Below are 25,344 nucleotides of genomic sequence, written 5' to 3' on the forward strand. Positions count from 1 at the left end.
ATTTATTTAGAAAAATTCAAAGGATATTTTACGTTGGCATATCCGTCTAAACTTGCTTTGAGAGAACCTACTAAAAGTTCTGCTCTAATTTCTACGGGAACGTGGTTTTCGTCATTGGTGACCCACATCGTAACGCCTTCTTGAGATTTAAAAATTCTACCACTCATTACGTAAGGTTTGATTTTAAGGCAAGAAATATCTCCAAATTTGGTAGTTTTGTTTTCTACAGCAACCACTTTTAGCATAAAAGGATAAGACTCGTCATCAATCCAAACGTTCATTTTAATATTACTTCCTACTTTAAATTTAGATTTGTCCATGCTTCTAAGGTTGTAAAAAGAAGAAAGCATATCTTGAATTCCTCTCATAGTTTTAAAATTTTTAGAAGTTTGGTCTAATTTATTGGTTAGGGTAAGAGATTGATTATCATGGTTAAATTCGGTTTCATAATGTCTTCTGTAACCACCTTCCGAAACGTTTCTAACATAATAACTAGGCAATCCAGTAGCGATATTGATGTAACTTTCATACACATCATCCACTTTGAAGAAAGCTCTTACCGCACCAGTACTTTTCCCAATTCCTGTCACTCTGTAATGAGGTTTTCCTTTATAAGTAATTTGGTTGGTGGTAAGAGTTGCTGTTCCTGCATTTAAGAAACCATAATGTAATCTATAAGAGAGTTTTTCACCACTTTTGATATTGTCAATTTGTGAAAAAACAGTGATTGAAATTAATAAAAATATAAAATTGAATATTTTTTTCATAATCGATTTTTAAATATTTATTTCTTCGCAAATTCTTTGCCAAAATTTTAAAGCGGCAATTTTACGCATAATCAGTTGTGACAAATGTCATAAAAGTTACATAGGCCAAACCACAAAATTTGCTATATTTGCAAAAAATGAAAAGTTTTTATTCGTAATTCAAATTTACAATAAAAAATATATAAATGATAAATACAGATTTATTGATTATCGGAGCCGGACCAACCGGTCTTTTTGCTGTTTTTGAGGCAGGTTTACTTAAAATTAAATGTCACATCATAGATGCATTACCACAACCAGGTGGTCAATTGGCAGAACTTTATCCTAAGAAACCAATTTTTGATATTCCTGGCTATCCATCAGTGTTGGCAGGTGAATTGGTAGATAATTTAATGGAACAAATTAAACAGTTTGAGCCTGGATTTACCTTGGCAGAAACTGCAACTACTCTTAATAAATTAGAAGATGGAACGTTCGAAGTGATTACCAATAAAGGTACCGTTCACCGTGCAAAAGCTGTGGCAATTGCTGGTGGTTTAGGAACTTTCGAGCCGAGAAAACCTTTGATTGACAATATTGCAGACTACGAAGAAAAAGGAGTAGAATATTTTGTGAAAAATCCTGAACATTTCAGAGATAAAAATATTGTAATTGCTGGTGGTGGTGATTCTGCACTAGACTGGAGTATTTTCTTATCTAATGTGGCAAAATCTGTTACGCTTATTCACCGTAGAAATGAGTTTAGAGGTGCTCTTGACTCTGTAGAAAAGGTACAAGAACTTAAAAACGCAGGTAAAATTAACTTAATTACACCTGCAGAAGTAATTGGTCTAAAAGGTGATGGTCATATAGAAGCTATTACAGTAGATAAAGAAGGTGAAATTTACGATTTAGCAACCGATTATTTTATTCCGCTATTTGGATTAACTCCTAAATTAGGTGATATTGCGAATTGGGGATTAGAAATTGAGAAAAATGCGATTGTGGTAAATAACGCTTTGGATTATCAAACCAATATTGAAGGCGTTTATGCAATTGGCGACGTGAATACTTATCCAGGAAAATTAAAACTAATTTTGTGTGGTTTCCACGAAGCAACTTTGATGTGCCAAAGTGTCTACAATAGAATGAATCCTGGCAGAAAATATGTCTTGAAATATACTACTGTAAGTGGAGTAGATGGTTTTGACGGAACCAGAAAAGAAGCCGAAAAAGCAGTAGTGAAGAAGATAGACTAAATTTTTAGTATTTGGTACTGAGTATTTTGGTAGCTAGACTTTTTACCAATTACTAATTACCAACTACCAATTACCAAAATACAACTACTAAAATGTTAGACGTAAACATAAAAATTACAGATAGAAACGGAGTTACCCATGAAGTGGTAGCGCCAACAGATATGGCGATGAACTTGATGGAAATCGTGAAACTCTATGAATTAGCAGAAGAAGGAACCATTGGTGTTTGTGGAGGAATGGCAATGTGCGCATCTTGTCAATGCTATGTAAATAGTGATACTCCGCTTCCTGAAAAATCTGATGAAGAAGAAGCGATGCTTTCTGAAGCTTACAATGTAAAAGAAAATTCTAGATTAGGTTGTCAAATTCACATTACAGAACATTTAGAAGGTCTGGAAGTAGAGTTGGCTCCTTATGAATAAGGAAATTTAAAAAATAAAGTAAGAGCAAGTTATGACTTGTTCATCAAAAATAAAAAGACGCAACTTAGTTGCGTCTTTTTTATGGATAATTATTTGATGTTTAATTCTTTAAAGGAATATTTTTCAGAATTTCTTGTAAATATTTCCAGAATTTTTGAGTAGAAGGAATATTCGCTCTTTCGTCTGGAGAATGCGCTCCTCTAATCGTAGGACCGAAACTTACCATTTCCATTTTTGGATAATTCGCTCCAATAATTCCACATTCTAAACCAGCATGACAAGCAACAACGTGAGGTTTTGCCCCGAAATCTTTCTCGTAAATTTCTGTCATAATTTTAATGATTTCTGCACCTGGTTTTGGTTTCCAACCTGGATATGAACCCGAAAAGTCAACTTGCATTCCTGCTAGTTCAAAAACAGATTTCAGTTGTTCGGCAACAGCCATTTTGGTAGATTCTACCGAAGAACGAGTTAAGTTTAAGATTTTTAAACCACCGTTTTTCAATTCTACTCTTGCAATATTGTTAGAAGCTTCTACTAAATCTGCAACGTCTGGAGACATTCTGTATACACCATTGTGAGCAGATTTTAAAGCTAAAATAATTTTTTTAGAGTCTTCTACAGAAAGTCCGTTCTCTATATTTTCAGCGGTAGCGAAATTGATTTCTAAATCTTTTTCAACCGAAGCAAATTCTTCTAAAATATCAGATTTAAGGGTTTCTAATTTCTGTAAATATTCAGAAGTGTTATTTACAGCAACCAAAGCGTGAGCTTCTCTAGGAATAGCGTTTCTCAATCCGCCTCCGTCAATAGAAATCAATTGAATTTCGTTAGAAATTCCTGCATAAAGCAATCTTCCAAGAATTACATTAGAGTTGCCAAAACCTTTATGAATATCCATTCCAGAGTGACCTCCTTGTAAACCTTTGATTTCAATTTTTACAAAATTAGATGAAGTGGAAGTCAGATTATAGTTTGCAGAAGCCGTTACATCGATTCCACCAGCGCAACCTATATCTATTTCGTCATCTTCTTCTGTATCTAGATTTAATAAAATTTCTCCTGTCAATTGACCTGGTTTTAAACCAAGCGCACCCGTCATTCCCGTTTCTTCATCTATCGTAAAAAGAGCTTCAATCGCAGGATGAGCTATATCTGTACTTTCTAAAATGCTCATAATAGCTGCAACGCCAAGTCCATTGTCTGCACCTAAAGTGGTTCCTTTTGCTTTTACCCAATCTCCGTCTACATACATTTCGATTCCTTGTGTGTCAAAATCGAAATCTACATCATTGTTTTTCTGACAAACCATGTCAAGGTGAGATTGTAAAACCACGGTTTGACGGTTTTCCATTCCTGCGGTTGCTGGTTTTTTGATGATGACGTTTCCTACTTCGTCTACAGAAGTGGGTAAACCAAGATTTTCGCCAAAATTTTTAATAAAAGCGATAACTCTTTCTTCCTTTTTAGAAGGACGTGGAACGGCATTAAGCGCCGCAAAGTTTTTCCAAATATTTTGAGGTTCTAAATGGGTAATTGACATATAAAATGATTTCTTACAAAGATAATGAATCGTGAAAATGTAAACATAAAAAAACCTGCAAAATGCAGGCTTTTCTTTTATTTTTTAGCAAGTAAATCTACTTGTTCGTAAATTTTTTTCTTATATTGTTCTAATTCTTCGCCGTATTTTTCTAAAAATAATCGAGCGCTCATTCCATAAACTGCTTTGTTAATGGTAGTAAAGTCTTTTTCGTTTTGCTTCATCAGCGTTTCATAATCTTCTGAAGAAAGTTCTGCTTTCTTTGATTTAATGTATTTTCTGATGTCAAAATAATATTTGCTAATTTCTAAATCTGCTTCATTGTTTTTAAACGAAGCATCATTCATGGTAAAATAGCTTTGATAATTATCGCTATCTCTTTTTACATTGTTAGAAGAAGAATTTTGTTGCGCAAAAGAAAGCACAGAAACTATCATTGCGGAAAGTAATATTAGCTTTTTCATAATTTTTTGGATTTTATCAAAGATAATAAATATTTTTTGATTTGATGTTAACCTTTTGCTCTTTCTAATAAAACCATCATCATTAGGCTTAAAACCACTAAAGTTTCATCTTCATCTGCAATGTCATTGATTTGGTCTAACTGAAATTTTCTACCAAAAAATGAAGGCATTTTCTTCAAACGGTAAATTTCCTTCCCGTTATTATCATGAACGATATAAGTAGGATTGAAAAAATAACCTGTAAAAATTCCCAAAATTGGAATTTCGGTAAAGAATCCGTCTATAATTTTTACCCAAGCGTTTTCTTCCTGAACTTTATATTTTTGGTTGTCAAAAGCATCTAAAACAAAATATGTTGCCTTCCAAATAGAGCGCATTCCTTTTCTGGCGATTTTTCCTAAATTCTTTCCAGTGTGGTCTGTTATCGCATAACTTGCGTTAAAATCTATCCATTGATTAGCTCTTATTCTAAAGTTTTCCTGCGTTCTGCTTTCGTTATTGTAAACAACTACATCTTCTTTTAGTTTGAATAATTTTTGACGAACATAAGCCAAAGAATTTCCGTTTTTGTCAGAAATATTGAAATCACTCGCCAATGTAGAAATTTTGAATTTTAAAAATAGCGGATACTGAAGATTCTGCATAGAAATATATTTTGGATAAAGATAATTTTAAATTTTCAAATTTTCAGATTTTCAAATTAAAAAGTACATTTGTATAATGAATTTTCCCAGTAAAGTTTTAGAAAAAGCCGTAGAAGAAATTTCTAGTTTGCCCGGAATTGGTAAAAAATCTGCATTGAGACTTGCTTTGCATTTGCTTCGCGTTCCAGAATCTCAAGGAATGGCACTAGGTAAAGCCATCCAAAAATTGGTAACAGACATTAAATATTGTCAAGAATGTCATAATTTTTCAGATGAAGATATTTGCGAAATTTGCAGTAATCATAAGAGAAATGATGAGGTGCTCTGTATTGTAGAAGATGTAAGAGATGTCATGGCGATAGAAAATACAGCAAAATTTAATGGTAAATATTTGGTTTTGGGAGGTAAAATTTCTCCTATGGAAGGAATTGGGCCGCACCAGTTGAATATTTCTTCTATTGAAAGAAAACTGAATGAAGGAAAAGTAAAAGAATTGATTTTTGCGCTTTCTGCAACCATGGAAGGAGACACTACAGCGTATTATTTATACAAAAAATTCAAAGAGTTTCCGGTGACTTTTTCTACCATTGCTCGTGGAATTTCCGTAGGTGATGAACTAGAATATGCAGACGAAATTTCCCTAGGAAGAAGTATTGTGAACCGTTTGCCTTACAACGAGTCTAATTAATTATAAATTATTAATTCTGTGTCTTTTGGAAGCTGTTTTTTAAAATTTTTAAGAGACTCAAGTAAGTCATTTTTTAAATTACTATTTTGGGGAATATAAAAACTTACTTTGTTATCACCGAATACTTGATGATGTAGATTTTTTAATTCTGCAATTTTTACTCTAGTCTTCATTTTATCATTGGAAAACCAGCTGTCGTAAATTACCATTAAATCATAATTTACATGATTTAGATAGTATTTATATTGTTCTGGATTATTTTTCTTTAAAATTAAAATATTAGTAGAGCCTAGTCCCATTAAATCTATAATTTTTACATCTGAGAAGTAACAAATTGCACCAATATCATTTGCGATTACAGTTTTTATTTTTTTATTTTTTTGTAAAAACATCCCTATTTGTACTTGTTGACTGTAAATATTCTTTGCAGAAAATTCTAAATCTTTTTCAGATTGTAAAAATCTAGGTGTGAAGAGGGCAAAAATGAGTAATATAGTAGTTAAATAATATCTGTTTGTGTATTTTATTACGTTTTTTTTAAAAAATAATGGAACAGATACGATAATTAAAGTGAGGAGATACGACTCATATCTGTATAACCAATTAAATTTTGCAAATAATGAATGTAATATAATAGTAATGAATATTATTAAAAAAGTATCATTTTTTAATAATATATTATATGATTTTTTATAAAGTTCCTTTTTCGTTTTTTTATTAAGCGTAAAATTTAAAAATATAATAGTGATTAAAAACAATATAATTGAAATTATAATAATCTTCCCTATAATGCTGGTTTGCTGAAAAAAAACGAAAGGATTTAATGATAAGTTACCTTTAACTAATAAACTGTTTGGGAAAAAAAATCCACCTTTTTTTATGGAAAATAATCCAAAACTTATAACTGGGATTAATGATAATATTAAAATTGTGATGGCTTCTAAATTTCTTTTTTTTATCAATAGAAAAATTATTGCTGGAAATAATATAAATAAGCTTTCGTATCTAGAAATAATTAAAAAGAAGGATGAAAGATAAACAAGGTATAGATGGTTATTTTTTAAGTAATTACTTTCAATCCATTTAAATAAACTTAACCAAAAAATTGTGATAAAAAATATATGCAAAATATGTTCTAATCCCGTAACTGTTTGTATTTTTAATAAAACAATGAAATATAAGCCAGTAAATATAGATGCTAATACTATTGGTTCATCTTTGTAATATAAATAAATAATTATTAAAAATAAATTTGCAATGAATATGTTTAGATATAATGATACAAGTGGATTGTTCTCCCATAGATTCATTAAAATTGACAATAAAATGCTAAAAAATGGAGATGATGAAGTACTACTGAATTCATATCTAGTAATACCCCAAACTTCATGAAAACTAATGTTTTTAGCTATACTAAGATGGATGTAACTATCGTCTAAAGGATAATAGTAATCTCCAAATTTTTCTTTTAAAGCGTTTATGTAATTTATGACATCAAAATTGAAAATTACTATTGCAAGTATTAAGATAAAGAAGGATAAATGTATGTTTTTTTTCATTAGAGTATGAGTATAATACAAATGTAAATAAATTTAAAGTATGCTATATTTTTGTATCAAGGGTAGTTTTTGTATTTTAGTAAATAAATTTAGAGATGTATAATTGCTCCATAAAAAAAATAAATGTTTTATTATTAATTTATTTGTTTATAAATAGCTTATTTATAATAAAATATACTCCCAATTTTGAAATTTTTATATTAATTATCTACAATTTATTGATTTTTAATTTATTGTGTTTCTATGATAAAATAAACTTAAATGAAAAGATATTTGCATTTATCTTTTTCATGTTTATTATAGTTTTTTTTCTTTTTACTATTTATCTAAACTATTCTGTAGACGGTAATACTCTAAATGTAGATCGATGGTCAGCTCTGGAAAATGGAGCAAAAGCTCTAATTAATGGAGATTATCCGTATAATTTCTTAAGTCACATGCAGCATAAATCATCTAATTTGCCAATGCTGATGATTTTAGGATTGCCATTTTATCTTATTTTTGGGAGTGTAGGATACTTACAATCTTTTTGTTTTCTTCTTTTTGCCTTTTTAATCTATAAGATGTTTAAATCATACAAAGAAAGGTTATTAATACTTTTACTCATCGTATTATCTCCAAGTTATGTATATGAAGTATACACCAAAAGTGATATGATGTCTAATTTTATAATCTTGCTATTGGGAATGTATTTAATTTTGAGAAACCTAGAGCAAAAGAGTGCAAAAAAAATAATAATTTTAGGATTATTTTCTTCTATGCTATTCTTAACAAGAATATCTAGTGTGATTCCGTTACTCTTGGTTTTATTTTATCCATTCATAAGTTTTTCTTTAAAAAATAAATTAATTTTTATAATATCATCTCTTACAACTTCTATCATTATATTATATATAGGTTTTCATAATGCAAATAATTTTTCAGAAATTGTAAAAAATAATCCTTTTACAGTTCAGGCTACTAGGCAACCTTTATATATTACTCTAAGTTTTGTAATTTTATCTGTTCTATTATCTTTTAGGATTAAAGTTAAGTCACAATATTATAGTTTTTCTGGACTTTTATTGTTTATGATGATCTTCATTTTCTTTATTATAAGTTTATTAAATTATGGATTACAAAATGTTATCGCGAATTCCTATTTTGATATCAGTTACTTTAATATGTGTATGCCCTTTGTTATAGTGTCAATTGGGTTAATGTTTTTTAATAATAAAAGATTAAAATTGTGGTCTCTGTAATTATTCCTCTATATAACGCGGAAACTACCATTTTAGCAGCACTAGAATCGGTAAAGAATCAATATGGTAATTTTGATTTTGAAATTATAGTAGTGAATGATGGCTCTACAGATTCTAGTATATATAGAGTAAAGGAATTTATAGAAAAAAATCCAGAACTCAATATTCAGTTGATCCATCAGGAAAACAAAGGGGTTTCTTCTGCAAGAAATGCAGGGCTTCAATCTGCCAAGGGTGATTTTTTGGCTTTTTTAGATGCAGACGATGTTTGGCTTCCTCATAAAACTGCTGAACAATTAAAAATATTACAACAGCTTTCGTTAGATGCTGATTTTATTTCATGTAGAATTAATGATAACAAGTTGCTTTTTCCTTACTTTTCTAATAATAAATTAGTGAAAGTTACATTTAGAAAACTGCTCATTAGAAATGGAATTCCTACACCTACAGTAATTTTTAAAAGAAAAGTACTTTCTAACACAGGTCTTTTTGATGATAATCAGAAATTTGCTGAAGACCACAACTATTGGTTGAAAATTTCACTTCATAACAAAATGTATATATTAGACGAGAGTTTAGTGATTGCTGGAGGTGGAAAAAGAACTTTTGGTGTTTCTGGTTTATCAGCTAATTTGAAAAAAATGAAAAAAGGTTTTGCTAAAAATATTTTAGAGATGTATGAGGGTAATAGAATAAATGTAATAGAATATTTTTGTTTGAAATTTTTTTATGAAGCAAAATATTCGTTACTTTTAGTTAGACAATTTTTTTTTAATCTCAATAAATAATTCTATGAATATATTGATAACTGGTGGCGCTGGCTTTATTGGGAGTAATCTTAGTCTCAGACTTTTAGAAAAAGGTTATCAGGTAACCGTTTTAGATAATTTATTGCCTCAAGTGCATGGCGAAAATCCAGAAGAAGAATCTCCGCTATTTCAGAATATTTTAGGTAAAGTAAATTTTATAAAAGGAGATGTAACCAAAAAATCTGATTGGCAAAAAGTTCTTAATAATCAAGACGCAATTATACATTTAGCTGCATTAACAGGAACAGGACAATCTATGTATCAGATAGATAAATATACAGATGTTAATGTTTCTGGAACTGCAAAAATGTTAGATGTTTTAGTAAATGAGAGTCATCAAATTAAAAAAGTTATTCTAGCATCTTCTAGAGCAGTTTATGGTGAAGGAAAATATTTTCATAAAGATTTAGGAATTGTTTATCCGGAATCTAGAAAATTAGGTGATTTAGAAAATGCTGATTTTGAAGTAAAAAGTAACATGGGAGAAATCCTTACACCGCTTCCTACAGATGAATCATCCTCACTTCATCCTATTTCAGTGTACGGAATTACAAAACAAATTCAAGAGCAATTGGTGATGTCTGTCTGTAGTTCTGTCAATATTGATGCAGTGGCATTAAGATTTCAGAATGTATATGGTGCAGGTCAATCTTTACAAAATCCTTACACAGGAATTCTATCTATTTTTTCTAGTCAAATATTGAATGATGAAAACCTCAATATTTTTGAAGACGGAGAAGAATCTAGAGATTTTATTTACATAGATGATGCAGTAGAGGCCATTATCTTATCACTTGAAAATACGGATTTAAATAAAGAAATTTTTAACATCGGTACAGGAATCTCTACAACCGTTTTAGATGTGGCAAAAACTCTTAAAAAATATTATAAAAAAGATATTGAAATAAATATTTCGGGGCAATTTAGAATAGGAGATATAAGGCATAATTTTGCAGAGATTTCTTGGGCTCAAAAAAAATTAAATTTTTATCCAAAAATTTCATTTGAAGAAGGGATTAGAAAATTTACAACATGGGTTCTTAAACAAAAAAAAGGTAAAATAAATCTTAATCAATCATTGAATGAGATGAGAGAAAAAGGACTTTTAAAATGATTCAACTGAAGAATAAAAAAATACTTTTTGTTTCCGTAAGTTTTTTTAATTACGAAAAAGCTATTGTTTCTAAACTCGAAGAATTAGGAGCAATTGTAGATTTTTATGACGATAGACCATCTAATTCTCTAATTAATAAAGCTATTGTACGATTAAATAAGAAATTAATTTCTTCTAAAATTAATCATTATTATAAAAAAATTTTAAAAGAAATAAATCAAGAAAATTATGATTATTTTTTACTAATCAAAGGAGAAGCTACACCTCGTTTTTTTGTGAAAGAATTGAAAGCTCGTCTTCCTAAACTCAAAACAATTTATTATACTTTTGATTCATTTACTGAATATCCTCATCTCGTTTCACATTTAAATGATTTTGATGAAAATTTCACTTTTGATAGAAATGATGCTCATAAATATGGATTGCATTTTCGTCCCTTATTTTTTTTAGATGAATATTACAAGAAGAGAAAGGAAATAAAATCTCCAGAAATTGATATTGCATTTGTAGGGAGCGCACATACAGACCGATATATTATTGGAGAGAATGTAAGATGCATAGCAGAAAAACTTCAATTAAAAACTTTTTTTTATTATTATGCTATGGATAAGTTTGTTTTTAAGTTAAAGAAAATATTTGATAAGAATTTGCAATATTTCAATATAAAAAAACTGAGTTTTAAAACACTTTCTCATCAGCAAATCATTGAAATATATCAAAAAACAAAATCCGTCTTAGATATCAATAAACCCTTTCAAAATGGATTAACCATTAGAACTTTTGAAGTTTTAGCATTAGGTAAAAAACTCATTACCACAAATGCAGATGTAATAAATTATCCACTTTATCATCCACAAAATATTTTGATTATAAATAGAGAAAATATAATCTTAGAAAAATTTTTCTTTGAAACAGAATTCAAAGAAATTGAAAATGAAATTTTACAGAAAATGTCTTTAGAATCTTTTATAGAGTGTCTTTTTGTAAAAAATCAAGATGAATATTGGAACAATCAATAAAAAAGCGATTCAGAATTTCTGAATCGCTTTTTAAATATCGTAAATAATAAATTATTTCGTAGCAGTTGGTTTTTGAACCGGAGCTTGTGGAGCTGATTGAGCAGGAGCTTTAGCTTCTTTTTTCTCTGGAGCATTTACGTCTTTAATTTGTACGCTTGGTTTTGCAGTAAGCACTACGCTTAAGAAAATCAATGAAACAATGATAATCGCTAATACCCAAGTTGCTTTTTCCATAAAATCATTCGTTCTCTGTACGCCGAATTGTGCAGAAGAACCGCCAAACGTAGCAGATAAACCTCCACCTTTTGGGTTTTGTGCCATTACAATAATAACTAATAAAACACAAGCTATGATGATTAACACCATGAAAAGACTAAATATAGTACTCATCTTATATTAAAATTTTTGAGTTGCAAATGTAGTGATTATTTTTATAAAATTTGTAAAATATTATAAATTAATTTGTTGGTAAAGGTGCGCCAACTGGAATATCACATCTGTGACCGGGCTGTCCGTGTGCCGGATTCATTCCAGCTGCTATTGTTGTAGAACCAGCGTTGTTTTGTGGTGCAGCAATAGGAGCAGTAGTAGTGGTTTGATTATCAGTAGTTTTTACCGTTGTAGCTTCAACTTTTTTAGAATTTAATGGAGCGCCAACTGGAATATCACATCTGTGACCGGGCTGTCCGTGTGCAGGGTTCATACCAGCTGCTACTGTTGTGGAAGAGTTGTTGTTTTGTGGTATAGCTACAGGAGCAGTTTTAGTCGTTTGAATATCAGTGGTTTTTACCGTTGTAGCTTCTGCTTTTTTAGAATTTAATGGAGCGCCAACTGGGATGTCACATCTGTGATTTGGTTGTCCGTGTGGTGGATTCATTCCTGGAGCAGTTTGTTGTGGCTGGTTGACTGAATTGGTGGCAATAGGCGCAGAGTTGTTCATTGTGATAGGCGCAGAATTCTGAGCACTTGTCACATTTGAGGAATCAGAAGCACTTTTTTGCTCATAAGAAGCCAATTCAGGAGAAAGGGTTTCAGGAGTTTCATTTTTTTTCTGACAAGAAACCAAAGTGAGCGTTAGAATGACTAAATATATTTTTTTCATATTTTTATTTAAATCAAGACGTTAATATTAATTGGATAACTTTTAGTGGTAAATCTAAGTAAAATTTAGATTTATATTTTAGAAATTCTAGTGGTAGCGTTATTAATTGTTCAGCTCTGAATTTTGTAAATATATTTTTAGTAGAAGTACTAAAATATTTTGTAGTTTCTGTATTTTTTTTTGTATTCAGGATTTAGATTCAAGTAATTTAGAGAGTCTTTTTTTATTAAAAATTTAGCATTGATAAATTCCGTGATTATTTTTGAATTTGGTTTTGGCTCACAATTTTTTGAAGTCATTCTCATTTTATCATAATTTTCTGAAATATTTAAAGAAAAGTCATCAATTATTAGACATTCATTTGGTTGCAATGAGTTTAATGTCAAAGTATCGTTGTTTAAATCCCATATTCCTTCAGAATAACTCTCACTTAAATGTCCAGTTTCTGAATATTTAAATTCGTGATTAGCGTAAATACTCAAAATTGCATTTGAATATGGATATCGAATGACTTTCCAATCACGTATAAAATTTTCTTTTCTCTTAAATTCATCTTTGCTTTCTTTTGAGCAATTTATCAAAATTAGTAATAGAAAAATTAATGAATTTTTTTGAAACATTGTTGGTATAGTATTTCTGCTAACGGTTCGGCGGATTTGCGAAGTCCCGAGAAGGAAGTTTACTTCCGTTCTTGGGATTTTGCAAATTCACAGATGTGCGAAGTTCGCGTAGCGACGAGCAACATCTGCGGATGTAATCCGCCGAACCGATGTGGCAAAAGGAGCGGAGCGGATTTTGCCACATCACTCAAATATACGAAAGTATTTTTGATAGCCAAAAGCTTAATCAAAATCATCATGTCTTGTCCTGAAATAGCTATACACAAAAATAGAGTATATGCAATCAAAAGAAGAGAGATTTTTAGCTCGCGAGAGTAAACAGAGTCATTACGACAAACGATTAAAAAAACAAATTGTTCAAGAGGTAGAATCAGGATTACCGAGAAAGGAGGCGATTCGGCTCTATAATTTAGGCCAATCCACCTTAGATAGTTGGATGCGAGATTTTGGTTCGCCTAACTACCTAGAAAATTTGAAACGTCGAACGTACACAGGACTAGAAAAACGTACAATAGTTACAGCGATAGAACAAGGTCTATTAACGATACAAGAAGCCAAGATAGCCTATAACATAAAGACAGACAAAGTAATTCGTAATTGGATAACACAGTACAAATCAGAAAAAGTCGAACTTTGTATTGGAAATAGTTCTATAATGGGAAATAAAACCACACCTAGGAAAGAACCAGAAAAAGAGTCTTTGGAGAAAGCATTAAAAGAAGCGGAGCTTAAAATTAAAGCCCTCAATACGCTTATTGATGTAGCCGAAGAACAGCTCAAAATAGATATTAGAAAAAAGTCTGGTGCCAAGCAGTCATAACAATGAAAGAATTCTATCCTAAATTGGGAATAGGGTTCTTGTGTAGATTGTTTGGCAAAACAAGACATGCCTATTACGATGGGCTTTGGCGAAAAGAAAACAGTCTGATAAAAGAAGACATAATCCTTCAAGAAGTTCGTACTATTCGTCGGGATCTGCCACAAGTAGGGACCCGTAAACTACACTATATGCTTCAAAATCAACTAAAATCTCATGCCATCAGTTTTGGCAGAGACTATTTATTTGATTTATTGGCAGCGCATCAATTGTTGATTAGAAAACGGAAACGTAAAGTCATAACAACAGATTCAAGACATTGGATGCGAAAATACAGTAATCTCATCAAAGGAATGGTCATAAATCGGCCAGAACAAGTATGGGTAAGTGATATTACCTATATCCGATTAACCCATCAATGGGGCTATTTGAGTTTAATTACCGATGCCTATTCTCGAAAAATTATGGGCTACAGTTTTCGTCAAGACCTATCGGCAGAAGGATGTATTGATGCTTTGAAAATGGCACTTCATAATCGATTGTATCATCATCCTCTCATACATCATTCCGATAGAGGTTCGCAATACTGTTCCCAGAATTATGTAGATTTATTATTAAAAAATAATATTGCCATCAGTATGACAGAAAATGGTAATCCTTATGAAAACGCATTAGCAGAAAGAGTAAATGGCATTATAAAGAAAGAATTTAATCTTTATACAAGCGCATTAGGTTTTGAACAAACGAAGAGACAGGTGAATGCAAGCATTTTGTCATATAACCAACTCAGGCCTCATGCAAGTTGTGATTATTTAACCCCTCATCAAGCCCATCTAAAATCTGAACAATTAAAGAAAAGATGGAAAAAATACAATAAAAAATTTAATGATAAAAAAACAATGGTATAGTAAATTTAGGATTAAGAATTATATTTGTATAACTAAAATAGGATTTATTAAATAACCTGTATAGTTATTTTAGGACGACACATCACCCAACCCAAAGCAATGTCAAAGGAAAGTCAAAGGAATTTATAAGGAAAGGGTAATGAATTTCTGCTTGTACTTTTTTTGAAGAATTTTTCACAAAATAGCAGAAAAAATAAAATGACAAGACAAAAACAGAAACCACATTAGGGTTTGGTTTTACTCAAGTGGCAGTTTCGTTCGAGTTTTGTTCGCAAAAAGTACCCTTTTTCCGAAGCTGATTCGAACTTGATTCGAACAAGACTCGAACAAATGTCTAAAAAAGTACCTAAAAAGGAGCGAAAACCAAAAGATAATTTCTATTCCATGACCATTACTTTAATCAATTCCTCATTCTATTAAAATAATTTCCAACTCCCATCTTCCAAACTCCATCTTCCAACTCCCAACAAATTTTCATAAATTCGCAGCAGAAAAATTTGCAGTAAAATATGGATTATTTGAAAGGATTAAACGAACCTCAGTATGAAGCAGTTACCACTTTGCACGGACCACTCATGGTTTTGGCAGGAGCAGGTTCTGGTAAAACGAGAGTTCTTACGATGAGGATTGCACATTTAATTACCAACGGAATTGATCCTTTTAATATTTTGGCGCTTACTTTTACCAATAAAGCCGCCAAAGAAATGAAACTCCGTATTGCAAAAGTAGTAGGAGAAGGAAATGCTAAATCTCTTTGGATGGGCACTTTTCACTCGGTTTTTGCTAGAATTCTGAGAAGCGAAGCGCATTATCTCGGTTTTCCTTCTAATTTTACCATTTATGACACGCAAGATTCTCTCAATGTTCTCAAAAAAGTCTTGAAAGACCTCAATATTGACCAAGAATTATACAAACCAAAAAAAGTTCAAGCTAGAATTTCTAGCTATAAGAACAATCTCATCACAGTTCGTGCCTATCAGAATAATCCAGAATTAATCGAAGCAGACGAACGTGCAAATATGAAATACATTGGCAAAATCTACGAGAAATATGTAGAACAGTGTTTCAGAAATGGTGCGATGGATTTTGATGATTTACTCTTGAGAACCAACGAATTATTGACCAGATTTCCAGAAGTTTTAGCCAGATATCAAGATAGATTCAGGTATATTTTGGTAGATGAGTACCAAGATACCAACCATTCTCAATATTTAATTGTAAAAGCACTTTCTTCAAAATTTGAAAATATTTGTGTGGTAGGAGATGATGCGCAATCTATCTATTCTTTCCGTGGTGCGAATATTTATAATATTTTGAACTTCAAGAAAGATTATCCAGACGCCAAAACGGTTTCTCTAGAGCAAAACTACCGTTCTACGCAGAATATTGTCAACGCTGCGAATGTAGTGATTGCCAGAAACAAAGAACAGTTCAAGAAAAATGTATTCAGTGATAATGAAGTAGGCGATAAAATAAAGGTTTTCAGAGCGCTTTCAGATGCAGACGAAGCCAATTTTGTGGCGAATAACATTTGGGAACAGCACAACGCGAACCAAAGAAAATTTACAGATTTTGCGATTCTTTACAGAACCAATTCACAAACCAGAGCTTTCGAAGATGCGCTGAGACGTAAAAATATTCCGTACAGAGTTTATGGCGGTTTAAGTTTTTACCAAAGAAAAGAAATTAAGGATTTGGTAGCATATTTAAGACTTTTGGTCAACGAAAATGACAGCGAAGCTTTGCTTAGAGTTATCAATTATCCCACTCGTGGAATTGGAGAAACCACCCAGAATAAATTGATTGTTTTTGCAGATTCACAAAATGTGAGTTTGGCAAACGTTTTAGATAATTTAGGAATTTATGCACCACATTTGGGTTTTAACAATGGCGTGATTTCTAAATTGGCAGATTTTTGGAGCATGATTAAAGCCTTCCAAGTGATGCTAAAAACCGAAAATGTGTACACCGTTGCAATGGAAGTTGCCCAAAGAAGTGGTTTAATCAAGTTTTTGAAAGACGATCAAACTCCTGAAGGAATTTCCAGAGTAGAAAACGTGCAAGAACTCATGAACTCTATGCAAGGTTTCATAGAGGAGCAACAACAGTTGGAAGATGGAGACCCAAGTTTGTCGAGTTTCCTAGAAAACATTGCCCTTTCTACAGACCAAGACAAGAAATCTGAAAACGAAGACCAGGTTTCTTTGATGACGATTCACTTGTCAAAAGGATTGGAGTTTCCAGTGGTTCATTTGGTAGGTTTAGAAGAAAATTTGTTCCCAAGTTTTATGAGTTCTTCCACGCGTGAAGAATTGGAAGAAGAGCGAAGATTGTTCTACGTAGCTTTAACCAGAGCCGAAAAACAAGTGTTCTTTTCTTATGCCGTTTCCAGATTTCAATGGGGTAAAATTACCGATGCAGAACCTTCCAGATTCTTAAGCGAAGTTGATGAAGAATATATAGAATTCTTAAATCCAGTGGTAGAAAGCAGATTTGTAAATAAATCTGGGTTAAGTTCTGATATTTTCGGAGATAATTTTTCAGAACCGAGATTCTTCAAAAAAGCAGAAAAGAAAAAACTGCCAAGTTCTGATGAGCCAAAACCTTTACCTAAAAATTTAAAACCGGTTGCTTCAGCAAAAATCATCAACCCGAGCGGAAATTCTTCTCAAGATATTGAAGTAGGAGACAGAGTTCGTCATGATAGATTTGGAGTAGGAGAAGTAGTTTTTCTTGATGGAACTGACCCAGAAAATATTAAAGCTAAAGTAAAATTTGTAACAGAAGGAGAAAAAAATCTAATCCTAAAATTTGCAAAACTGACGAAAATATAAACGAAAAAAACGTGCAAATAAGCACGTTTTTATTTTAATAAGAATTTCTAATTGTTCTTTGCGAAAAATCTTCGAGTCTTTGCGTGAAATTCATAAACTTTATTTCACCAATTCTTCAAATAATCGTTCAAAAGTTTTGTCAAGATCTTTAGATTTTCCAGGATGAGGTCTTGAGGTTTGAATGACTGCGCTTCTTACTGCAGTGAGCCAACGAAAACGTTCAGGAATATCTAGCAAAGCTATTGGCCCACCTTCTTTTTCGCCTTTGGCAACTTTTTGAAAGTTTTCCAGATTTTTGAAAACTTCTTCGTAGTCTAATTTGCTGTGCATCAGTTGGAATTTATCTTTACAGAGATAAAATTCAACTCTTATGTATTTTTCTTTCTTAGAAAACATCACCAATCCTATGTTGAAAAATTCTTCTCTTTCAACCTTAGGAACAAGTCTTATGACTGCGTATTCGTAAATTTTATCCTCTTGCATTTTTGGCTTCGTTTAAAAAGATTTCTGAATGTTCTAATCTGGTTTTCAAGAAATTAAAATAAATTTCTCTTATTTCTTCTGGCGATTCATCGGCATCATTCCATTGCAACCAATCTTCAGGAATTAAATTCACAATCGTTCTGAAAACGTCATCATTTAAAACCGATTTTGCAAAGGCATCAGCTTCGTCTAATTGGCTGGCTTGAGGAAGCAAAACGTGGTCTTTTACATATTTGAAAGGTGTTTTCGCAGCGGTATCAAAATTTTGCCAAGAGTGATGGAAGTAGAAGGAAGCTCCATTATCAATCACCCAAAGTTCTTTGTGCCACCAAAGCAAATTAGTATTCTTAAAAGTACGGTCAATATTAGTAATAAACGCATCTAGCCAAACAATTTTGGAAGCCAAAAGTGCATCAATTTTCATACTTGGATCGTAGGCAATCGCTCCCGAAAGATAATGCAAACCTAAGTTAAGACCTTCGGAAAACTTCAATAAATCCTGAATTTCTTCATCGGCTTCTGTTCTCCCAAAATCAACATCGAGATTGGCAAAAACCAATTCTGGAATTTTCAATCCTAAAACTTCCGCAATTTTTCCGCCCAAAAGTTCAGAAATCAGCATTTTAACACCGTGACCAGCACCTCGAAATTTCAAAACGTATTTAAAATCATCATCCGCTTCTGCTAATGCAGGTAGACTTCCACCTTCACGAAGCGGAAGAATGTAACGCATTACCGTAACGTTCCTTAAATTCAAATCTTTCATTGAGCCAAAAATACGATTTATTTATAAAATTTGGATGAAAATACATCCAACTTTCAGCCCAAAAAACTTTTTACTGGGTTCTTTTTACTTGGCTCTTTTTATTACCTTTGTTTTATGACAAATTCTGACAAAAGACTTTTTCTCATCGATGCTTATGCGATGATTTTCCGCGGTTATTACGCCCTGATTAGAAATCCTAGATTAACTTCTAAAGGTTTTGATACGTCTGCTATTTTTGGATTTACCAATTCATTAATTGAGTTGATTAGAAGAGAAAAACCTACACATTTGGCTGTGGTTTTTGATGTAGGAAAAGAAAATGTGAGAACCGCAGATTTTACAGAATACAAAGCCAACAGAAGTGACACTCCAGAAGCGATAAAAAACGCAGTTCCATACATTCACAGGATTTTAGAAGCTATGCATATTCCAATTTTGGGAGTAGAAGGTTATGAAGCAGATGACGTGATAGGAACGATTGCCAATAAAGCCGAAAAAGAAGGGTACACCACGTTTATGGTAACGCCAGATAAGGATTTTGCGCAGTTGGTTACCGATAAAATTAAAATCTACAAACCGGGTTTAAAAGGTGGCGATGTAGAAATTTTAGGCGTGGAAGAAGTTAAAGCCAAATACGAAATTGAAGACCCAAAACAAGTCATCGATTTTCTGGCAATGATGGGAGATGCGGTGGATAATATTCCAGGATTGGAAGGAGTGGGCGAAAAAACTGCCATGAAATTTTTGAAAGAATTTGGCAGTATAGAAAATCTTTTGGCAAACACCGACCAGCTAAAAGGAAAACTCAAAGAAAAAGTTGAAAACTCTGCAGAAAGAGGGATTTTGTCTAAAAAATTGGCAACGATTATTTGTGACGTTCCCGTTGAATTTCACCAGGAGCAATACGATTTAGATATTCCAGATTTTGAAAAAGTTCGTGAGATTTTTGACGAAATAGAATTCAGAAGGTTGTATGAGAATTTGTATAGGGCTTTTCATGAGCAATCAGAAATCAGCAATCAGCAATCAGCGAATGAAAGTGATTCAAAACCAGTCTCGCAGAATGCGGAAAGCGGAAAGCAGAATGCTCTACAATTAGACCTTTTCGCAGATTTCGAAGCGCTAGAACAATCTACTTCTACTACGCTCAATATCGAAACTACGGATAAAATTTATCAATACATTGATACCGAAAAAGCTCAGAAAATTTTAGTCAAAAATCTTTTGGCACAAAAAGTAGTTTGTTTTGATACAGAAACGACTTCGCTTAATGAAATGGAAACCGAACTCATCGGGATGAGTTTTTGTTACAGAAAAGGATTGGCTTATTACATTCCGATTTCTGAAAACCAAGAAGAAGCGAAGAAAACGTTAGAAATTTTCCGTCCGTTTTTTGAGAAAAAAGAAATTTTAAAAATCGCTCATAATCTTAAATTTGATTATAAAGTTCTGAAGCATTACGGTGTGGAAGTAGAAGGAGCGATTTTTGACACGATGATTGCCCATTATCTTCTAAATCCAGACGGGAGACACGGAATGGATTATCTTTCAGAGATTTACCTCAATTATAAGCCTGTCTCTATTGAAAGTTTAATTGGCAAAAAGGGTAAAAACCAAGGAACTTTGCGTGATGTTTCGTTAGAAGAACAAACCAATTACGCTGCGGAAGATGCAGATGTAACGTTTCAACTCTACGAAATTTTTGCGCCTCAACTGAAAAAAGAAGGGGTAGAAGATTTGTTTTACCACATCGAAATGCCATTAATGCGCGTTTTAGCTAAAATGGAATTTGCGGGAATTTCTTTAGACGAAAGTTGGTTGATTCAAGAAAGTAAGGATTTAGAAAACGACTTGAAAAACCTTGAAACCAAAATTTTTGAACTCTGTGGCGAAGAATTTAACATGAATTCTCCGAAACAACTCGGTGAAATTTTATTCGAAAAGTTAAAACTAGACCCGAAAGCGAAAAAAACCAAAACCGGTCAATACGCTACTTCGGAAGATATTTTGCAGAAATTGGCTTCTAAACATGAAATTATACAATACATTTTAGAATACAGAACCTACCAAAAATTGAAATCAACGTATGTAGACGCATTGCCGAATCAGATTGACAAAGACACGAAAAGAGTACATACCAATTTCTCGCAAACTACTGCTGCTACAGGAAGATTGGCTTCTCTGAACCCAAATTTACAGAATATTCCGATTAGAACTTTACGTGGTCAACAAATTCGTGGTGCTTTCGTGGCAGATAAAGGAAACAAACTTATTTCTGCCGATTATTCTCAGATAGAATTGCGCTTGATTGCAGAAATTTCGGGTGAAGAAAACATGATTAAAGCCTTCCAAAATGGCGAAGATATTCACGCTTCTACTGCGGCAAAATTATTTAAAATCCCAATCGAAGAAGTAACAAAAACGCAGCGTTCACAAGCTAAAACTGTGAACTTTGGAATTATTTATGGTCAAGGTGCTTTTGCTTTGGCAGAGCAAACTGGACTTTCACGAACGGAAGCAAAACAACTCATCGATTCTTACTACGAAACCTATCCTAAATTGAAAGAATTTATGGCAGAACAAGTTGCGAAAGCCAGAAAATTAGGATATGTAGAAACAATTTTGGGCAGAAAACGCCATTTGCAAGACATCAATTCTAATAATTTTGTGGTAAAAGGTCACGCCGAAAGAAATGCTGTAAATGCACCGATTCAAGGTTCTGCTGCAGATATTATCAAATTGGCGATGATTAAAATTCAGGAAGTTCTGGAACAGGAACATCTGAAAACCAAAATGCTCTTGCAAGTGCATGACGAATTGGTTTTTGAAGCACCAGAAAATGAAGTAGAAACCGCCAAAAAACTGATTAAAGAAAATATGGAAAATGCCTACAAAACTGAAGTTCCTTTATTGGTGGAAGTTGGCGTGGGTGAAAATTGGTTGGAAGCGCATTGATTTTGAGAGGGAGAATGGTAGAGTTAGAGAATGGTAGAGTTAGAGAGTGGTAGAGTTGGAGAATTGGAGAAGTTGCTTTTCTAAAAAATCAAAATTTATTTTTAAAAAATTGCTTCGTAGAAGCAAAAGGTTTGTAGAAAAAATATAGAATTTGAAAGGAAGTTCCGTAGGAACGATAGATTTTTAAGATTTGGAATTTATTCCAAACATTAGAGTTTAAAAGATGTTTTTGCTTCGTAGAAGCAAAAGGTTTGTAGAAAAAAATGTAGATTTTGAAAGGAAGTTCCGTAGGAACGACAGATAATTTGAGGTTTTGAATTTATTCCAATAACAAGTATTAGTTTCAATAGGAACGGGCTTTAGCCCGTTTTAAAAATAAAAAAATCAATTGGCTTTAGCTAAAATTTAAAAATACCAAATACCAAATACCAAATACCAAAATACGAATTACTAATCAAAAAAATATGAAAACAGTTGTCCTTTACGAAACCGCACCAGATACAACTATGGAGAAAATGATGGAAGTTTTTCCTGCGCATCAAGCCAATGAAGAAATCTTTGTAAAAGCTGGAAAAATATTGGGAATTGGTCCGTTTGCAATTCCGGGAGAAGGAGCGATGGCGATTTTTACAGATAGAGAATCTGCTGAAGAATTTGTAAAAGGAGACCCTTTTGTAACCACAGGTTTGGTCTCGAAAGTAATTATTAAAGAATGGCATGACGAATTAATGTAATCCATGAAGTTTCTTATTGTAATTCCCGCTCACAACGAAGAAGAGAACATACTTCCGTGTTTAGAATCGCTGAAAAATCAGACGTTTCAGGATTTTAAATGCGTCATTGTGAACGATGGTTCTACGGATAAAACTCAAGAAATTGTAGAAAATTTTATTAAAAGTGTCACGCTGAGCGGAGTCGAAGCGTTAAGTTTCAAAGTTTTAAATTTAGAAAAATCCGAACATCAACCCGGCGCAAAAGTCGTGAGAACCTTCAATAAAGGTTTAGAAACCGAAAATTTAGAAAATTTTGATGTGGTTTGTAAATTCGATGCAGATATTATTTTCCCTGACAATTATTTAGAAAAAATCAACGAAGTTTACGAAAAAAATCCAAAAGCAGGAATGGTTTCTGGTTTGGTTTATATTAAAAAAGGCTTCGACTCCGCTCAGCCTGACAAAAAAGACTTTACAACTTCACAACTTCACGATTTTACCAATCAAAATGAATGGACTTTCGAAAACTTATCTTCCAAAAATCACGTTCGTGGTCCTATAAAGTCTTACCGAAAAGAACTTTTCCAGAAAATGAATGGATTGAGAGCGGTTCTCGGTTGGGATAATATAGATGTGATGCTTTGTAAAATGCACGGATTTGAAACAGTAACACTTCAAGAACTTTGGGTGAAACATCTTCGTCCAACTGCCTATAAATACAAATCTCAAAAAGCCCAAAAATTGGGAGAATATTTTTACAATATTGGGCTTAATTTTCCATTAGCTGCTATTTCTTCGGCAAAATCTTCTTTGAAAAATAAATCGATTTCTGAGTTTTTTATCACCATGAAATCTTTTTTAAATCAAAAAAATGAAAGGATTTTAACCAATGAAGAAATTGCATTTATCAGAAATTTGAGATGGAATGAAATGTTTAAAAAAATTATGAAATCATAAAATATGAAAAATCTACAAATACTCTTTTTACTATTCTTTGGATTGTTTTCCGCACAAAAAAAAGCAGATTTAATTGTTTACAATGCTAAAATTTATACGGTAAATCAAAACTTTGAGATTGCTGAAGTCATGGCGATTTCCAAAGGGAAAATTGTAGCAATTGGAGGAAAAGAAATTCTAAAAAATTATACCGCTACTCAAAAAATTGATGCTCAACAAAAGCCCATTTATCCGGGTTTTATAGATGCACATTGCCATTTTACAGGTTATGCAACAGACCGTTGGAAAAGTGATTTGGTTGGCACTAAATCTTGGGAAGAAATTGTAGAAAAAATCAAAAAATACAGTGAAACAGCTCCTAAATTTTGGTTGTACGGAAGAGGTTGGGATCAGAATGATTGGGCGGTAAAAGAATATCCAACCAAAGAAAAACTAGATGAATTGTTTCCTAATCGTCCGGTTTATCTAAAAAGAGTTGACGGTCACGCTGCAATCGCTAATCAAAAAGCCTTGGATTTGGCCAAAATTACAACCGAAACTAAAATTTTGGGTGGAGATATTGAACAAAAAAACGGAAAATTAACTGGGATTTTAGTTGATAATGCGATGGATTTGGTAGAAAAAGTGATTCCAGAGATTGAAGATGATTTGGCTATCAAATATTTCGGGGAGTTGCAAAAAGAATGCTTTGCTTTCGGTTTAACTTCGCTTCATGATTGCGGAATTTCTGAACATACTTTGTCGCTTTTAGAAAAATCTCAACAGCAGAAAGTGTTGAAAATGAATGTTTTTGCACTTTTAAGTGACAATCCTGATTATTACGAAAAATGGGCTAAAAAAGGTCGATACACGAAAGGAAAAATCACAGTTGGCGGTTTTAAAGTTTATGCAGATGGAGCTTTGGGAAGTAGAGGTGCGTGTTTGCTCAGCGATTATCACGATAAACCAAAGTGGAGAGGTTTTCTATTAAGCGAAAAATCTCATTTTGAAAATTTAGCTAAAAAATTGGTTAAGAGTGACTTGCAAATGTGTACTCACGCGATTGGTGATTCTGCCAACCGAGAAATTCTGAAAATTTATGGTGATGTTCTAAAAGGTAAAAACGATAAAAGATGGAGGATTGAACATGCACAAATTGTAAATCCTGCTGATTTTCAATATTTTGGAAAATACAATATTGTTCCGTCTGTTCAGCCAACTCATGCTACTTCAGACATGTATTGGGCGGAAGAAAGATTGGGAAGTGAACGTATAAAAACAGCGTATGCTTATCAAGATTTGTTGAAACAAAACGGTTGGGTTGCATTGGGAACTGATTTTCCTGTGGAAGACATCAATCCGTTTAAAACGTTTTTGGCTTCGGTTGCCAGAAAAGATGCGCAGAATTATCCTGAAAATGGTTTCCAAAAAGAAAATGCTTTAACCAGAGAACAAACCTTGCGCGGAATGACAATTTGGGCGGCAAAATCGGTGTTTCAAGAGAAAGAAAGAGGAAGTTTAGAAGTAGGAAAAAATGCAGATTTTATTATTTTGAACCAAGATTTAATGAATATTGATGAAAGAGATATTTTGAAAACTAAAGTTTGGGAGACTTGGGTTGATGGGAAACAAGTTTATTTTAATTTTGATATGGATAATATAATAGTGACAGATAAAAAGATAAAAAAACAAAGCTATTAAT

At 32.4% G+C, this 25,344-nt stretch carries 24 protein-coding genes; 14 read left to right on the forward strand and 10 right to left on the reverse strand.

Annotated elements, in window-relative coordinates; genetic code table 11:
- Window positions 1–2 precede the first annotated feature (2 nt).
- Complete coding sequence (locus tag EB819_RS02320; protein WP_069799379.1) at window positions 3–767, reverse strand: DUF3108 domain-containing protein; 765 nt, start codon at window positions 765–767, stop codon at window positions 3–5.
- Between the two features lie 185 nt (window positions 768–952).
- Here EB819_RS02320 and EB819_RS02325 point away from each other — a divergent pair, with 185 nt between their 5' ends.
- A complete protein-coding gene (locus EB819_RS02325) occupies window positions 953–2,005 on the forward strand; it encodes an NAD(P)/FAD-dependent oxidoreductase (protein WP_069799377.1) in 1,053 nt (350 codons plus the stop codon).
- Window positions 2,006–2,097: 92 nt separating this feature from the next.
- Complete coding sequence (locus tag EB819_RS02330) at window positions 2,098–2,427, forward strand: 2Fe-2S iron-sulfur cluster-binding protein (protein ID WP_069799375.1); 330 nt, start codon at window positions 2,098–2,100, stop codon at window positions 2,425–2,427.
- A 100-nt stretch (window positions 2,428–2,527) separates the two neighbouring features.
- Here the strand turns inward: EB819_RS02330 and EB819_RS02335 are convergent, their stop codons facing one another.
- The 3 genes from EB819_RS02335 to EB819_RS02345 form a co-directional block, all read right to left on the reverse strand.
- Window positions 2,528–3,970, reverse strand: a complete 1,443-nt coding sequence (locus tag EB819_RS02335; protein ID WP_069799373.1) for an aminoacyl-histidine dipeptidase — start codon at window positions 3,968–3,970, stop codon at window positions 2,528–2,530.
- A gap of 77 nt (window positions 3,971–4,047) precedes the next feature.
- Window positions 4,048–4,434: a hypothetical protein gene (locus EB819_RS02340; protein ID WP_069799371.1), complete on the reverse strand. Its 387-nt coding sequence runs from the start codon at window positions 4,432–4,434 to the stop codon at window positions 4,048–4,050.
- A 47-nt stretch (window positions 4,435–4,481) separates the two neighbouring features.
- Window positions 4,482–5,078, reverse strand: a complete 597-nt coding sequence (locus EB819_RS02345; protein WP_185097661.1) for an LURP-one-related family protein — start codon at window positions 5,076–5,078, stop codon at window positions 4,482–4,484.
- Between the two features lie 76 nt (window positions 5,079–5,154).
- Between EB819_RS02345 and recR the strand changes: the two genes are divergently transcribed.
- Window positions 5,155–5,766: a recombination mediator RecR gene (recR, locus tag EB819_RS02350; RefSeq protein WP_069799368.1), complete on the forward strand. Its 612-nt coding sequence runs from the start codon at window positions 5,155–5,157 to the stop codon at window positions 5,764–5,766.
- Here the strand turns inward: recR and EB819_RS02355 are convergent.
- Window positions 5,763–7,325, reverse strand: a complete 1,563-nt coding sequence (locus EB819_RS02355) for a DUF8728 domain-containing protein (protein WP_069799366.1) — start codon at window positions 7,323–7,325, stop codon at window positions 5,763–5,765. The two genes, recR and EB819_RS02355, sit on opposite strands and share 4 nt — an antisense overlap.
- A 290-nt stretch (window positions 7,326–7,615) precedes the next feature.
- Between EB819_RS02355 and EB819_RS02360 the strand changes: the two genes are divergently transcribed.
- Genes EB819_RS02360 through EB819_RS02375 form a run of 4 tightly spaced genes read left to right on the forward strand, consistent with a single transcriptional unit; the run spans window position 7,616 to window position 11,508 of the window.
- Window positions 7,616–8,566, forward strand: a complete 951-nt coding sequence (locus tag EB819_RS02360; RefSeq protein WP_069799364.1) for a hypothetical protein — start codon at window positions 7,616–7,618, stop codon at window positions 8,564–8,566.
- Window positions 8,554–9,354, forward strand: a complete 801-nt coding sequence (locus EB819_RS02365; RefSeq protein ID WP_158005960.1) for a glycosyltransferase family 2 protein — start codon at window positions 8,554–8,556, stop codon at window positions 9,352–9,354. Before EB819_RS02360 ends, EB819_RS02365 begins: the two co-directional genes overlap by 13 nt.
- A 4-nt stretch (window positions 9,355–9,358) precedes the next feature.
- On the forward strand, window positions 9,359–10,489 hold the full coding sequence (locus tag EB819_RS02370; protein ID WP_069799360.1) for an NAD-dependent epimerase/dehydratase family protein: 1,131 nt from the start codon (window positions 9,359–9,361) through the stop codon (window positions 10,487–10,489).
- Window positions 10,486–11,508, forward strand: a complete 1,023-nt coding sequence (locus tag EB819_RS02375) for a WaaS/CpsH family glycosyltransferase (RefSeq protein ID WP_069799358.1) — start codon at window positions 10,486–10,488, stop codon at window positions 11,506–11,508. Before EB819_RS02370 ends, EB819_RS02375 begins: the two co-directional genes overlap by 4 nt.
- 51 nt (window positions 11,509–11,559) lie before the next feature.
- Here the strand turns inward: EB819_RS02375 and secG are convergent, their stop codons facing one another.
- From secG to EB819_RS02390, 3 genes are all read right to left on the reverse strand, one after another.
- Window positions 11,560–11,898, reverse strand: coding sequence for a preprotein translocase subunit SecG (gene secG / locus EB819_RS02380; protein ID WP_069799356.1), 339 nt, complete (start codon window positions 11,896–11,898; stop codon window positions 11,560–11,562).
- Between the two features lie 67 nt (window positions 11,899–11,965).
- Window positions 11,966–12,610 (reverse strand): hypothetical protein, encoded by a 645-nt coding sequence (locus EB819_RS02385; protein ID WP_069799354.1) that lies wholly within the window; start codon window positions 12,608–12,610, stop codon window positions 11,966–11,968.
- A gap of 149 nt (window positions 12,611–12,759) precedes the next feature.
- Complete coding sequence (locus EB819_RS02390; RefSeq protein ID WP_069799352.1) at window positions 12,760–13,230, reverse strand: hypothetical protein; 471 nt, start codon at window positions 13,228–13,230, stop codon at window positions 12,760–12,762.
- A 277-nt stretch (window positions 13,231–13,507) separates the two neighbouring features.
- Here EB819_RS02390 and EB819_RS02395 point away from each other — a divergent pair, with 277 nt between their 5' ends.
- From EB819_RS02395 to EB819_RS02405, 3 genes are all read left to right on the forward strand, one after another.
- Window positions 13,508–14,050 (forward strand): helix-turn-helix domain-containing protein, encoded by a 543-nt coding sequence (locus EB819_RS02395; RefSeq protein WP_083250170.1) that lies wholly within the window; start codon window positions 13,508–13,510, stop codon window positions 14,048–14,050.
- A gap of 2 nt (window positions 14,051–14,052) precedes the next feature.
- Window positions 14,053–14,955: an IS3 family transposase gene (locus EB819_RS02400; RefSeq protein WP_069798746.1), complete on the forward strand. Its 903-nt coding sequence runs from the start codon at window positions 14,053–14,055 to the stop codon at window positions 14,953–14,955.
- Window positions 14,956–15,464: 509 nt separating this feature from the next.
- Entirely contained in the window at window positions 15,465–17,789 is a 2,325-nt protein-coding gene (locus EB819_RS02405) for an ATP-dependent helicase (protein ID WP_069797589.1), read from the forward strand.
- 99 nt (window positions 17,790–17,888) lie between these two features.
- Here EB819_RS02405 and EB819_RS02410 read toward each other — a convergent pair whose 3' ends face one another.
- Both EB819_RS02410 and EB819_RS02415 read right to left on the reverse strand, forming a co-directional pair.
- The gene (locus EB819_RS02410) at window positions 17,889–18,272 is read right to left on the reverse strand and encodes a DUF3037 domain-containing protein (RefSeq protein ID WP_069797591.1); all 384 of its coding nucleotides are present in this window, start codon (window positions 18,270–18,272) and stop codon (window positions 17,889–17,891) included.
- Window positions 18,259–19,038 carry a HipA family kinase gene (locus EB819_RS02415; RefSeq protein ID WP_069797593.1) on the reverse strand — a complete coding sequence of 260 codons (780 nt, stop codon included), beginning with the start codon at window positions 19,036–19,038 and terminating at the stop codon, window positions 18,259–18,261. The genes EB819_RS02410 and EB819_RS02415 overlap by 14 nt, the downstream gene beginning before the upstream one ends.
- A 114-nt stretch (window positions 19,039–19,152) precedes the next feature.
- Between EB819_RS02415 and polA the strand changes: the two genes are divergently transcribed.
- From polA to EB819_RS02435, 4 genes are all read left to right on the forward strand, one after another.
- The gene (gene polA, locus EB819_RS02420) at window positions 19,153–21,993 is read left to right on the forward strand and encodes a DNA polymerase I (RefSeq protein WP_069797594.1); all 2,841 of its coding nucleotides are present in this window, start codon (window positions 19,153–19,155) and stop codon (window positions 21,991–21,993) included.
- Window positions 21,994–22,457: 464 nt separating this feature from the next.
- On the forward strand, window positions 22,458–22,727 hold the full coding sequence (locus EB819_RS02425; RefSeq protein WP_069797596.1) for a YciI family protein: 270 nt from the start codon (window positions 22,458–22,460) through the stop codon (window positions 22,725–22,727).
- 3 nt (window positions 22,728–22,730) lie between these two features.
- Entirely contained in the window at window positions 22,731–23,663 is a 933-nt protein-coding gene (locus EB819_RS02430) for a glycosyltransferase family 2 protein (protein ID WP_069797598.1), read from the forward strand.
- A gap of 3 nt (window positions 23,664–23,666) precedes the next feature.
- A complete protein-coding gene (locus tag EB819_RS02435; protein WP_069797600.1) occupies window positions 23,667–25,343 on the forward strand; it encodes an amidohydrolase in 1,677 nt (558 codons plus the stop codon).
- The last annotated feature ends 1 nt before the right edge of the window (window position 25,344 follow it).

Source organism: Cloacibacterium normanense, from assembly GCF_003860565.1.
GTDB classification, from domain to species: Bacteria; Bacteroidota; Bacteroidia; order Flavobacteriales; family Weeksellaceae; genus Cloacibacterium; species Cloacibacterium normanense.